The 12,799-nt window shown below is 65.3% G+C and carries 7 protein-coding genes; 1 reads left to right on the forward strand and 6 read right to left on the reverse strand.

Going from position 1 to position 12,799, the window contains the following annotated elements:
- Nucleotides 1-4: 4 nt before the first annotated feature.
- On the reverse strand, nt 5-976 hold the full coding sequence (gene dusA / locus ACYVHH_RS08850) for a tRNA dihydrouridine(20/20a) synthase DusA (protein WP_460564771.1): 972 nt from the start codon (nt 974-976) through the stop codon (nt 5-7).
- A gap of 189 nt (nt 977-1,165) precedes the next feature.
- Here dusA and ACYVHH_RS08855 point away from each other — a divergent pair, with 189 nt between their 5' ends.
- Nucleotides 1,166-2,224, forward strand: a complete 1,059-nt coding sequence (locus tag ACYVHH_RS08855; RefSeq protein ID WP_460564772.1) for a tyrosine-type recombinase/integrase — start codon at nt 1,166-1,168, stop codon at nt 2,222-2,224.
- A 134-nt stretch (nt 2,225-2,358) separates the two neighbouring features.
- Here ACYVHH_RS08855 and ACYVHH_RS08860 read toward each other — a convergent pair whose 3' ends face one another.
- From ACYVHH_RS08860 to ACYVHH_RS08880, 5 genes are all read right to left on the reverse strand, one after another.
- Entirely contained in the window at nt 2,359-2,871 is a 513-nt protein-coding gene (locus tag ACYVHH_RS08860) for a hypothetical protein (RefSeq protein WP_460564774.1), read from the reverse strand.
- Nucleotides 2,872-2,882: 11 nt separating this feature from the next.
- The gene (locus tag ACYVHH_RS08865) at nt 2,883-3,422 is read right to left on the reverse strand and encodes a glycoside hydrolase family 108 protein (RefSeq protein ID WP_460564775.1); all 540 of its coding nucleotides are present in this window, start codon (nt 3,420-3,422) and stop codon (nt 2,883-2,885) included.
- A gap of 62 nt (nt 3,423-3,484) precedes the next feature.
- The gene (locus ACYVHH_RS08870) at nt 3,485-10,987 is read right to left on the reverse strand and encodes a JAB domain-containing protein (protein ID WP_460564776.1); all 7,503 of its coding nucleotides are present in this window, start codon (nt 10,985-10,987) and stop codon (nt 3,485-3,487) included.
- Nucleotides 10,988-11,977 carry a hypothetical protein gene (locus ACYVHH_RS08875; protein WP_460564777.1) on the reverse strand — a complete coding sequence of 330 codons (990 nt, stop codon included), beginning with the start codon at nt 11,975-11,977 and terminating at the stop codon, nt 10,988-10,990.
- 82 nt (nt 11,978-12,059) lie between these two features.
- On the reverse strand, nt 12,060-12,797 hold the full coding sequence (locus ACYVHH_RS08880) for an ATP synthase subunit B family protein (RefSeq protein WP_460564778.1): 738 nt from the start codon (nt 12,795-12,797) through the stop codon (nt 12,060-12,062).
- Nucleotides 12,798-12,799 lie beyond the last annotated feature (2 nt).

The following is a 12,799-nucleotide window of genomic DNA, read 5'->3' on the forward strand; positions in this document are numbered from 1 at the left end:
TGACTCAGCCTTTGGCCAGCGCCTCCCGCGCCATGGCCCATACCTCGCGGGGCGGCAGGGGTTTGAGCTTGTGGTTGCTCCAAACCTGGCGCCAGTAACGGGCGCCGCGCTGACCGTGGTACAGCCCCAGCATGTGGCGTGCGATGGCGTACCAGGGCGTGCCGTCTTCCACGGCTTCGCGTTCCATGTAGGCAACCATGGCCTCCTCCACCGCCTCACGGGTCACGGTGGAAGGAGCGTCGCCGTAGAACTTTTCGTCCCAGGTGCTGAGCAGCCAGGGGTTGTAATAAGCCTCGCGGCCCAGCATCACGCCATCCACGTGCTGCAGGTGCACGGCAATGTCTTCGTTGGTCTTGACGCCGCCGTTGACCGCGATGGTGAGCTGCGGGAAGTCTTGCTTCAACCTGTAGGCCAGCTCGTAGCGCAGCGGCGGCACTTCGCGGTTTTCCTTCGGACTCAGACCTTGCAGCCAGGCGTTGCGCGCGTGCACGATGAACACCTCGCAGCCCGCCTCACTGACCTTGCCTACGAAGTCGCGCACGAAGTCGTAGCTTTCCACCTTGTCGATACCAATGCGGTGTTTGACCGTGACGGGCAGATCGACCGCGTCACGCATGGCCTTCACACCGTCTGCCACCAGGGTGGGTTCGGCCATCAGGCAGGCGCCGAAGGCGCCGCGCTGCACGCGTTCGCTGGGGCAACCGCAGTTGAGGTTGATTTCGTCGTAGCCCCATTCCTTGCCCAGCTTGGCGGAAAACGCCAGATCGCCCGGTTCGCTCCCGCCCAGTTGCAGTGCCACAGGGTGTTCGCTGGTGTCCATGCGCAGGTGGCGCCGCACGCTGCCGTGCGTGAGCGCGCCAGTGGTCACCATCTCGGTGTACAGGCGGGTGTGGCGGGTGAGCAGGCGGTGGAAGTACCGGCAGTGCTTGTCGGTCCAGTCGAGCATCGGCGCAACGCACAGACGCCAGGGGCTCATTTCCCCTCTAAGCTGTTGATTTTCCTGCTGATTTGTCAATTTCTGGCCTTGTTCCTGCTGCCTGCTAACCGGGCATTTCGGTGCATTTCCGTGGGTTTCTTGGCGTCCGGTGCATCAAATGGTGCATCATACGGGTCCTGATGCACCACGTTTCAACAGGTTCGGTGCATCAACGAAAGGAACCCCGTCATGGCATCAATTCAGCAACGCGGCGACGTGTATTTCGCCCAGGTCCGCATCAAGAAAGCGGGTGTCATTGTATTCAGTGAGTCCAAAACCTTCCCCACCGAGGCCATGGCCCGGTCGTGGGCCGAGCGGCTGGAGGACAAGGTGCGCAAGCAAGGCGCCCCCACGCGGTCCATGACCGTGGGCGAGCTGATCTTGGAGCACCTGGAGTACCAGCAGAAGCTGCGGCCGCTGGGCCGCTCCACCATCCACAACCACCAGACCGTGGCCCAGGCGTTCAACAAGATCAAGCTCAGCGAGCTGACCGCCAAGGACATCACCGACTACGTGATCCAGCGAAAAGCCGAAGGCGCCGGGCCGGCCACCATCCTGGCCAACCTGTCCCCGCTGTCGGCCGCGGTGCACGCGGCGCCCTACGCCCACGGCATCCAGGTGGACCCGCAGCCGGTGGACATGGCCATCAAGAAGCTGAAGGAGGCCGGCGCCATCGGCAAGTCCCGCCAGGTGATCCGCCTGGTGGACGACGAAGAAGAAGCCGCGCTGCTGGCCGAGTTCGCGCAGCGCAACCTGCACCACCAGACCACCATCGACATGGTGCCCGTGTACAAGATGGCCATTGCCCTGCCCCGCCGGGCCAGCGAACTCACGCGCATGCGCTGGGCCGATGTGGACTACAAGCGCAAGACCATCCTCATCCGCGACGTGAAGCATCCGCGCCAGAAGATCGGCAACGACCAGGTGGTGCCGCTGCTGGGCGAGGCGTTCACGCTGCTGGACCAAATCCCGAAGCTGGGCGATCGCATCTTCCCCTACGAGACCGAATCCATGCTCGCCGCCTTTGAGCGGGTGCGGGACCGCATTGCAGCGACTGGCCTGCCCAAGATCGAAAACCTGCGCTTTCACGACCTGCGGCACACCGGCATCACCCAGCTCTTTTGGGCCGGGCTGAAGATTGAGGAAGTGGCCCAGGTGTCAGGGCATACCAACTGGGCGCAGCTCAAGCGCTACACCCACATCCGGCCGGAGGACGTGCACCGGCGCTGGAATGAGCTGAAGGGTTGACGGATTCCGACTATGCCGAAGCACATCCGCCTGCGGTATCGGCTTCGGCCATGACCACGGCCGCCGTGGCAGGTTCCCGCGCTGGTATTTCCGCCCCAGCGCGCCGCGTGGCTTTCGCGGTCATGAAGGCGGGGCTACTTGATCCTGGCGATCAGATCGTCCTTGTCCTTCGACCCGCGCGAGCTGCCGAACTCGAAGCCATACACGTCACGCACTGCAGCGGCCAGCACGCCGGCCACGAACATGATGGCGTTCACCGCGCGCTCTGGCAGGCTGGCATCGCGGGCGATGAACCACACGCACACCACCAGGCCCACCACGGCCAGCAGCGCCAGCAGGTCCGCGCGCCAGTTGTAGCGGCCGGCCTGCACGAAAGCGGTGTCACGCTTGCGGGCATCGGCGCGATCGGCCAGGTAAAGCCGGTCCAGCTCGGTCTCGTTGGCCATCACGGCCTGGCGAAACTGCAGCACCAGCGCCGGGTCCGCCTTGAGCGCATCGAGCGCGGCCGGCCCATGCTGGCCAGTGACGGCCTCAGCAATGCCCACCACCTTCTCGGCGGCCTCGGCGGCCTTGTTGCTGCCAGTGACCCACTTGATAATCTGGGGCGCAAACTGCGCCAGCCCCATGGCTACGGTAATCGGGTCCATGCTCGCGCCTTTCATGCAACTCGGTGAAGTAGCCAGCCGTGCACAAAGGCCTCTTGGCTGGGCCGGGCCTCGGCCAGCTCGATGTAGCGCACACCCTGCTGGGCGTTCAGTGCGCGCAGCAGCACCACGTGGCCATCTTTCCCTCGGGCGCTCAGGTAGGAGCGCAGCGCGGCGATCGTCATGCGGCCAATCGCGCCGTCCACCACGATGTCGGGGTAGTGCTGGCCTTCCTGGTTCAGCACGTTCAGCGCGCGCTGAAGGAAACGCGCGGCCACGCCGGTGCCCATGTTCACGCCGGTGTCCAGCAGTTCCTCAGCCACCGCCGCGCTGTGCTCGTTCACCAGGTTGAACCGCGGCGCCTCCCAGTACCGCTCCAGGTAGATGGCCTTGGCCACTGATCGCGGCAAGTCCTGCATGCGGCCTTGGTAGCCGTAAGCCCGGGCCACTTGCTCGGTGATGCCCCAGTTGGTGGGGCCGCCGCGATCGGCCGGGTGATCCACGTAACCGCCCTCCCGGGCGATCAGTGCGTCGATGTAGTCGTCAACCTTCATGGGGTGCATCCTTTCCAGATGCCCCCATTCTTCGGTCGCTCAGGCGGTCCAGCGGATATTTGTCAGGGCGTTTCACCCTCGCGGATGCGCTCGATCTTCTCGCGCGCCCGCTCGCGGGTCTCGTCCATCATCCGGTCAGACACTGCGCCGCGTTGGTACAGGCGGGCCATGCTGCGCACCTCGGCCGCGATCGAGTTAACCAGTGCCGCCTCTTGCGCTCTTCGACGCTGCGCCTCCAGGTCCAGATCAACCGGCCGGGCCTTGATGCCCACCGTCTGCATGGCCGCATACTTGGGCTGCACCGGCAGGCCAGAACGATCCACCCCCGTGAACTCGCCCAGGGGTGTGGTGATCACCGTATCCATGGCGTTGGCGGTCGCGTCCAGAATGCGCTGCGAGTGGTAGCCACCCGGCGACACGGCCGGCAGCAGGAAGCCGGCCATCCATTTGGCGCGCTTCTCGGCGGCCTCTAGGCTGGTGTCGTTGCGGTCCGTGATGTCGCGGCCAAAGAACATTTCCCGGTTGACGATCATGGCGCTGAAGGCCGACAGCACGGGGTGGTTCGGCATCAGTGGTGCCGGCAGGGCAATGCCGCCCGCCTGGTTCACCATGTCGAACATATCGCCGCCAGGGATCACGCGCGATGCGTCCAGGAACACCGGGTTGCCGGTCAGCTCGTCGGTGCCCAGGCGGATGGTCTTGGGGTTGGCCAGCATGCCCATGCCCTGCATGCGATCCGGCAGCGACTCCCGCTCTTCGGCCTCCAGTTCGCGGCCCTTGGCGATCTTCTCCAGCCAGTCGTCGTCCTCGTCGCCTGCAGCCAGCGCATAGGCCACCAGATTGATGCCGTGAAGCGCTGCGGCTGGGGCCATAAAGCGCCACGGGTACACCATGGCTGTGTGCAACAGGGCGGGAATGGCCTTGTAGGTCCAGCTGAAGAACGGAATGGCGTAGTCCCGCACCTTGCGTGCACCGCTCGGAAGGTCGTCGTAGGTGAAGATGTAGCGCAGCGCGTAGTCCATCGCCTCCGTGGGGCCCATGCCCTGCTGGCGCGCGTCACGGTAGATCAGGTACTTGAAGAACGTGTCCTCGAACTCGTAGGCATCACGCAAGGGCTTGCGCAGCCAGAAGGTCAGCGCATTCATCACCTGCTTGCCTGCCCGGCGGGTCACGCCCTCTTCTTGGTTCATCAGCTTCTGCAGCTCGGGCGGCATGGCCTGCACCATTTCTTCCTTGGTGAAGCTCCCAGTGAACAAGCCCACCTTCCGGGCCTCTTCCACCATGGGCGCGTCGTTCACCAGATCGCGCACCGCATTCACGTACTTGTGGCCATCCCAGTAGCTCACCCCGGCGAAGTGCGCCATGCTCACGTTGGCCATCACGTTGTTGAAGTGGGCCACCGGGTTGAGCGCGGTGTTGTGCGTGGGCACCATGCCGTCGCCAGCCAGGTACAGCCGGCTGGGCGAGTCCACCGTGATGCATTTCACAGGCACGGACTCCACCGGGCGGACGGCCACAATCTGGCGGGTGCCGGACCGAGGCCGAGATACCGGGCGCTCACGGAGCCGGGCGACCTTGCGAGGCAGCTTAAAAACCGGCTTGTCGCTGAATGCCTGGAACTTGATCCGCCAGACATTGCTGCAGGCCTTGCCGTTGACGCTGCCCACCTGCTCACCATGCGAAGGCTTGTAGCCCAGCGAGCGCAGCAGCTCCATCATGCCGTCAAAAAGCGTCTTGCTGGTGGTCGAGAACTCGCACTGCCCACGGGCGGTAACGGAGCCGTCTGTATCCATCAGGCCGCACAAAAGCTCGCGGCGCTGGGCCTCGGAGGCTCGCAGGTAGGCGGCCGGGATGTGCTTGTTGCCAAGCACCCCAATGGATCGCAAGGTTGGCTGCAGGCCATCGCAGCGCCTCGGGCCGCATTTGGCGAACCGGATGCCGTAGGACCAGACATTGCCGCGCGGGTCTTTCCGGCCATCGCTCGACTCAATGCCGCAGGACCGCAGCAGATCCACAGTCTCGGCCGCGTCAGCGCTGCCCACCGTGATGCGGGCGCTATTGCTGTTGCCGTCGCCCAGCCACACGCCCAAGGCGTAAGGCGGGATGGGCAGGTCCGCCTCTGGCAGCTGCAGGGCGCCGGCTACCGGGATGGAATGCTTGTTGTCGCCCCGGGTTCGCTCCTTCAGGGTTTCAATGATTCGCAGGGTGTTCTTGACCTCGCCGCGGCCGTTGTAGATGGTGAACCACAGGTGTTCGGCGTCCGCCACAATCTTGGTGCCGTCAGAGAATTCCAGCTCGTAGCATTCCCGCTGCAGCTGCGTGCCCGTTACATAAGTGACATTGCAGGGCTGGCCGCGCTCATCAAAAACAACATCGCCGACCTGTAGTTCGCCCATTGTTTTCCAGCCGCCCGGCGTCGGAATCGGGGTGTCCAGTGCAAGCGCCTTGCCCTCCTTCCACAGGCCAAGCGCCTCGCGGTACAGCTGCAGAGTGTCGTTGGCTGCTTCCTCGAACTGGGTCAGGTGGCTCATCACGTCGCGGCGCACGTACAGCCCGGCCAGTTTGCCGTAGCGCTTCACCCCGCCGGTGTCGGGAATCTCGGTGTTGGGCACCTGCACCCAGCCCTCGGAACCCGATCGGCGCACCCATTCAGGGTTGTTGGCGATGTTGTTGAACAGGCGGCCCAGGGCAATGTCGCGCTGCATGGCCGTGTAGCCCATGACGAAGCGGTACATGGCGTCCCGGTTCTCGCCCATCTGCGCGCGCTCGCTCGGGGTCCAGTCGCGCCACACGGTCACCTGGTCGCGGGCCACCTTCGGCGCATTCGGGTCTTTCAGCTCCAGCTTGCCCTGGTTCAGGCGCCAGTGCGGGTCTCGCACCTCGTAGCCCATGGCCAGCCACTGGTCCACCGCGTCCACGCTCACGTCCTGGAAAAGGCCTCGGCCTTTCAGCGATCCACCACCAATGCCGGCCATGGTCGGCGTCCCGGTCTTGAACAGGCGCTTGATCAGCGGGTCGTCGGCCAGCTCGGTCTCGCGGTTGTAGATGCGCGGCAGGTAGCGGCCACGCCACCGGTCGGCGCTATCCTGGCTCAACATGCCCAGCGACACCAGCTCGTCGGTCTGCTGGTCCATGGTGCGGGTGATGGCGTCGGCCACCTTCACCGCATGCTCGGGCGGCACCACGCCGGGCGCGATCATCTTTTCCACGATGTCGGAAACCATGGCGCGGTCGGCCTCGGTCATGGCGTTCATTTCCTTGGCCACGTTCACGGCCGCGCGCTTGGCCTCCTCGATCGTCGCTTTCATCTGGCGCAGCTGCTTGCGCAGCTCGGGCGATGCCATGCGCATGCCGAAGCGTTCCTGCAGTGGCCGGGTCACGGCGTCCAGCTTGTGCAGCGCTACCTCACCCAAGCGGAACTTCAGCCGGCCCAGTGCATCGCGGTTGGGGTTCTGCGGCGGCTCTGGGCTGTATTCGGATTCAGGCTCAGCCACGCGCTGCATGGGTGCAGGCTGCGACTGCCGGCGAAGGTAAGCAAACTCGGGGCTGGTGTCGGGGCTCACGCGGGTGCGGCGATCGCTGGGCAGTGGTGCACCGCCAGCAATGACGCCCATGCTTCTCAGGCTCTGGGCTTGGCCGCCGTCCTCGACATAAATCGCGTCCACCACCATGGTGCCAATGCGCGCCAGCGCCTTGCTGTCTCGGCCTACGGCGAACACTTGCGAGCCCTGCGTCTGCAGCGAGGCCTTCAGCACCAGCTTCTTCAGCTCTTCCTTGCCCATGGTGCTGGCGTCGGCCGGGATCGTGCTGATCGTCTTGACGTTGTACTGACTGTCCGTGTGGATCAGGGTGATAGCGCCATCGTCCACCTGCAGGCGCTTGGCGATGGACATGACATCGGCCGGGCCGCTGATCTGCACGTCCGCCCACTCTTGTGCGCGGTACGGGGCCGGCTGGCCAAAGTCCTTCTTCAGGGTCTCGGTGCGGCCTTTGGCGTCGATGGTCGAATACTCGTTCGTGTCGATCACCACGTGCGACTTGAACTCCAGCGACGGCATCGACAGCGCGAACGTCTGCGTCAGCGAACGGTCGGCCATGCTGGGCGTGGCCAAGCCGCTGGGGTGGTTGTGCAGCATGTAGAACCCGGTGGCACCGCGGTTGCGCGCCGTGGCCGACAGCTCGGACAGGTAGGCGTTCACATCGTTACCCATGATGACCTGGGTCGATGCAGGCAGTCGGCTGGTCAGGCCCACCTGCGAAACCACCTTGCCCGCGTCGTTCACGAACACGACACGGAAGGTCTCGAATCGGGGGTCGCGGTACACCTGGGCCAGAACGGCCAGGTCTTCGGCGCTCTCTACTTTTTGCCCGACGAGGCTGACCCGCTGACGGGCAGCGTAATCACGCGACAGGGCGAGGCCAAGTATGGTTTCGGTGGATCGTAGGTCGTCAACGGCGGCAACGGCTTCCCGTTGGGCAGCTTCTCCACGCGGCCCTGCCTGGCTTCGGTCAGGTCCGTTATCGAGGAAGAGTTGGAGCTGTCGGTCATCGGTATAGGGTCGCCGGGGGGCTTCTGCATTGTAGTCCTGCCCATCTTCACGCGCGCTGAAGATGTCACCCTGGCCGCTCAGGTTGGCCATCGGGTCCTGGCCCAGCTCGAACGTGTCGGCTGCGGCCTCGCTGCGTCGGGCAATCTCGGCGCGCTGTTGGCGCTCGCGCTCGTCCTGCTCTGCTTTGGCTTCGGCGGCCTTGCGCTCTGCTTCGGCCTGCTCCAGTCGCTCGATGCGCTGGGTGACTTCTTCGGGGGTGTAGCTGGTCAGGCCTTCGGCTTCGGCGGGTCGGCCTGCTTCAGCTTCTGCAGGTGCTGCTGGTCCTGCGGGCTCAGGGGTTTGCCGTCCAGCATCTTGCCCAGCAGGCTGGCGCCCTGCGGTGTCTTCCAGAGTTTCTTGGCTTGCTCGTTCATCTTGCGGGCCCAGTTGGTTGATGATGTCGGCGCGGCTCGCGCGGGGAACTTCCCCGAACATGTCTTCGCCCGGCTTGTTGGCCTCAGTGTAAGCAAAGTCAGCGGCGCGGCTCAGCGCCTCCACCACCGGCTTCACCGTGCGGGCGTTGCGCGCGAACAGGTCCAGCACGGCGCCCACGTCCGGGTCGGCGGCCATGTCCAGCTGCTGCGCGGCCAACGACAGGGCTTTGCCCTCCCGGCGCGCGTTCACGGCAATCTCGGCCGCCTGCGTCACCACGCCGCGAATGTCCAGCGCACCAGCGCCTTCCAGGCGGGCCATCTTCGGCGCCACCTGCGCGAGTGCCGACAGCACATTGCGCGCTTCGGGGTCTTGGGCTTGCGCAAACAGGCGCACCAGCCGGTCGTTGCCGTAGGCCTTGGCGAACACGGCCGCATTGATGCGGTCCACCGCCTGCTTGGTCGGCTGGCCGTTGGTGTCGATCAGCCCGCCCTGCTCGGCCTGCGGCATGGCGCGCACGAACTGGCGCACCGCCTCGGGGGTGATGCTGCCGTCCTCGGCAAACTGCAGGGTGTCCAGGTTGACGCGCTGCGCGTCGTTGTTGGCCTGCTCCACCGCCGACAGGTTCAGGTTGCCCACGGTGTTGGACACGTCGCCAATGTCGGCCGTCACCTGGTCGGCCGGCATCACGCGCACCAGCACGGGCGCGCGCATGGCGCGGATCACGTCAGGGCTCACGCCGTGCAGGGTGTCGCTCGTCAGCTCGTTCAGGTAGCCGGGCGTGGTGCCCTTGCGGTAGGCCAGCTGCAGGCCGGCAATGCGGCCATTGCCTGCGATCGCGCGGATGCGCTGCACCGCCTGGTTGCCATAGTCGGGGTTGGGCGTGCCATCGGCCTGGTTGGAAGGCAGCACGTCGGCCGCCTCCACCACCGCGTACTGCACCGGGATGCGCCGGCCATCGCTGGCCACGGCCACATCCTGGCGGCCCAGCTGCTCGGGCGCGATCTGGCCACCAGCCACCACCGGGGCACCGTTGGCGAAGTCGCGCGAAAAGCCCAGGCGCCCATAGTCGGGCTGGGTGGCGATGCTTTGCATCTGCGCAATGCTCGAAGGCGTGGCGCGGTTGCGGTTCTGCAGGATGGGCTGCTTGGTACCCTCATCAGTGATGGCACCAGCCACCTGCTCAATTTCTGGCGTTTTCTGTACAGGTCCCGGCGACGTGTTCAATTCCGGCGTGTTTTTCGACACGTCGGGCACCAGGTCATCAAACGTCAGCCCAGCGGCTTCCACATCGGGGGCGGCAGGTTCTGCGGGTACTCCAGCGGGGGCGGCTGCATCAACTGCTGCTGGCGCTGGCGCTTCAACTGGCGCGGCTTGGGTTTCGGCTCGGGGGGCTGGCGGTACGTTCGGGACATTCTGGGTCTGCTCGATGGCCTGCAGGATGCGATTGACCACCTCGGTCTCGGGCGGTGCGGGCGGAGCTGGTGGCTGTGCCGGCGGTTGTGCCGGCGGTTGTGCCGGCGGCTGGGTACGGCCAAACACTCGGGCAGCGGCTTCCTGATAGTCGGGCAGCTCGGGTGCGCGCTGCTCGGGTTGGCCGGTCAGGCGGTTGGCCACGGCATTGGCACCACCCATGATGCCGGTCTGCGTGATCGTGGCCAGCAGGGTCTGGTACGCGGCGCTCGGGCGCTCGGCCAGGTAGTCGCCCCAGGTCTTGTCCGGGTTGGCAATCGCGGTGTCGATCGCGTCCTGCACCAGCGTGGCCAGCTGCTCGCCGGGCACCTCGCGCGCCAGCATGCCGGTCAGGAATTGGCCCGCACCGGCACGGCCAAACTGCTGCACCAGGAAGCCCATGGGCAGCTTCTCGGTGATGTACTCGGTGGCCGCCGATCCTGCAGCGCCAGCCAGTGCCGGAAGGGGATCGGCTCCGCGCTGGCGGAACTTGCCGTATTCCTCGGGCACCATGGGCGCCACCATGCCGCCCAGGGCGATGTTCGGGTTGCGGGTCGCAATGGCTGCTGCAATCGCTGGCAGCTGGCGCACCGTGCTCGACACACCGCCGTAAATGCCGCGGGCGGTGTCGGTCTCGAAGTTGGGCGTGTTGACGGCCCGCATCAGCTCGGCCTGCGCAGTCTCGCGCCGGGCCTTGTCCAGCAGGTACTCGGACCCGGTGATGTCGCCGGCCATCTGGTTGATGCCTGCGCGCGCTGCTTTGCCGCCGGATACCAGATCGGAAACCAGGCCCGTGGCCACACTGCTTACGGATGGCTTGGGGTCGACGATCGGGCCGATGGTGCCGTACTGGGCCTGGCGCTCCATCTGGTCGTCAATAGCGCGCTGAACGGCGCTGGCCCGGGCAAAGTTGAACGGCGCTCGCTCGACCTGCACGCGGTCAAACACGGAGCCCGTGGGCTCGGGCGGGTTGACGGTGTTGGCCACCTGGCCGATCTTCTCGGCCGCGTTGAGTGGGGTGACGATGTTGCCGAACAGGGCGCGCACCCCATTGGCCAGTTGATCGGTGAAGCTGGGCCCTTTCGGGATCAGGTCATCGAATTCGATGTTGCTGGTGTTGCTTGGAATCAGGTCATCGAATTCGATGGTCATTTACAGCCCCGTTGGATCAATCCCGTTCTGCCGTAGGCGCTCGATCACCTTGTCACGCGGCGCACCTCTGGCGATGGCCTCGCGCGCTCTGGCCAGCGCGGCAGCTCTTGCTTCGGTGGACATTGTTCCTGCGGGTTGTGCGGGCGCCGGATTTTTGTTGCCACTTGGTCGGCCTTGCGCCTCCCACTGTGCAAAGGCTGTGGCAGTCGGTCGGCGGTTGTTCTCGGTTGCCCAGGCGTAGAACTGACTCAGTGCAGCTTGATCGATCTGGGTTTCCAGCTGGCCCGTGAGCGGGTTGCGTACCGGCCGCCCCCGATCGTCCAACGCGGGAATGCGCAAAGTGTTCAGAATCGTGGATGAAAGTGCGCCCTCGGAGCCTTCGGCGCCGGTACCGGGCCGGGAGCCTCTGGTGTTCAGAAATTCGAGTTCCGCCAGCGTCATATCCCGCTGGGCATTCGATCGCGCAGCTGCTGCATTGGATGCGTTCGCGGCTCCACGGTCGCGCGCCACCTTCGCGCCCGACTCGTCAGCAAACAAACTGCGAAGCGCCTCGTCAAACACCGTGCCTTGGCCGGTTGCTTGGTTGAGAGCCCCGCCAGTGTTTCCCACTGCGCTGAACGGCATATAAGTCTCGCCGGGACTGGCCAGCGTATTCAGCCGGTTCATCATGTCCAGGTTGTCCACGTTGGCCACCGCCTGATCGCGTATGCCTTGCGTCTGGATCGCCGTGCCAGCATTGGCAAACCGTTCCATGTTGGTGTCGCCGGTCATCTGGAAAAGGCGCTGCGCCAGCTGCATGTACGCGGGCATGCTCACGTCCACGGGCGCCTGCCGGGCTTCATTGGTCAGCCGCAGGCCCGTGGCTTCCTCGCCGATCTTCACCGCGTTGGCCCCGGCTTGGTTGCCCATCATGTTGCGGTAGTAGATGTCGGCCAGGCTCTGCTCCTGCTCTTGCTGCGCGCGCTGGCGCACCGCCTCGCCCTGCAGCAATGCGCCAAGGCCGCCGGCAATGGCGCGACCCGCACCGGCCCAAGCCTCACCAGGCCCCCGGATCAAAGTCGTCGTCGTCATATCAGAAGCCCCCCAAAATGCCAGGCTTCAAACCAACGCCACCAGTGGGGCGCAAGCCCAACCCGCCGCTTGGTGATGCCAAATTGAAACCCGTGGGCGAAGCTGTAGCCTTCAGGCCTCCGCCGGTGAATGGCGTGGTCTTTCCACCAAACCCGCCAGCAAGCCCGGCACTTCCGCCCGCTTGCAGAAGCGCGCCTAGGAACATTTGTCCAGGGTCTACCTGCCCGGCTGCATTGATGGCGATTTGATCAGCCCCGGCCTGCCCTCGCGAAAAGTTGTTCAGTCGGTCCACGTCCATGCCGGCATCCATCAGTCGGATGCCCTCGTTCATGCGCAAGCGGCTGGCGCTGGTGGTCTTCCCCAGCAGCCGGGCCATCTGTTCCGCTTGCTTCAGCGTGTTCAGGTCACTGGCCGCCTTGGCGGTCAGGTAGTCCTCGGACACGTTGCCTTGCGTGGTCTGCTGGCCTTGGCGGATCGCTTGGCTCTCGCTGACCGGTGCAATCAGCTCTTGCGTGATCTGCTCGGCAATCTGTGCCTGCTCGGCTTGCCGCTTCGGGGTTTCGTAGTTGGCAGCTGTGTCCAGCGCCTTCTTCTCGGCCTGCATCTGCAGCCGTCGCTGGTTTTCCAGGCTTCGGCGCGTCTCGGCCTCCATGCGGGCCTGCGCCTCGCGGGCGGCGTTGTACTGCACCCCTGCACCAGCGACTGCCGCCACCAGTGCTGCGATTTCCAATCCAGTCATGG

The sequence above is a fragment of the Hydrogenophaga aquatica genome, from assembly GCF_054780915.1.

Coding starts and splice junctions, on each gene's coding strand:
- ACYVHH_RS08880 (WP_460564778.1), bottom strand. CDS start 12,797: ATGACTGGATTGGAAATCGCAGCACTGGTGGCGGCAGTCGCTGGTGCA.
- ACYVHH_RS08865 (WP_460564775.1), bottom strand. CDS start 3,422: ATGAAGGTTGACGACTACATCGACGCACTGATCGCCCGGGAGGGCGGT.
- ACYVHH_RS08870 (WP_460564776.1), bottom strand. CDS start 10,987: ATGACCATCGAATTCGATGACCTGATTCCAAGCAACACCAGCAACATC.
- ACYVHH_RS08860 (WP_460564774.1), bottom strand. CDS start 2,871: ATGGACCCGATTACCGTAGCCATGGGGCTGGCGCAGTTTGCGCCCCAG.
- ACYVHH_RS08855 (WP_460564772.1), top strand. CDS start 1,166: ATGGCATCAATTCAGCAACGCGGCGACGTGTATTTCGCCCAGGTCCGC.
- dusA (WP_460564771.1), bottom strand. CDS start 976: ATGAGCCCCTGGCGTCTGTGCGTTGCGCCGATGCTCGACTGGACCGAC.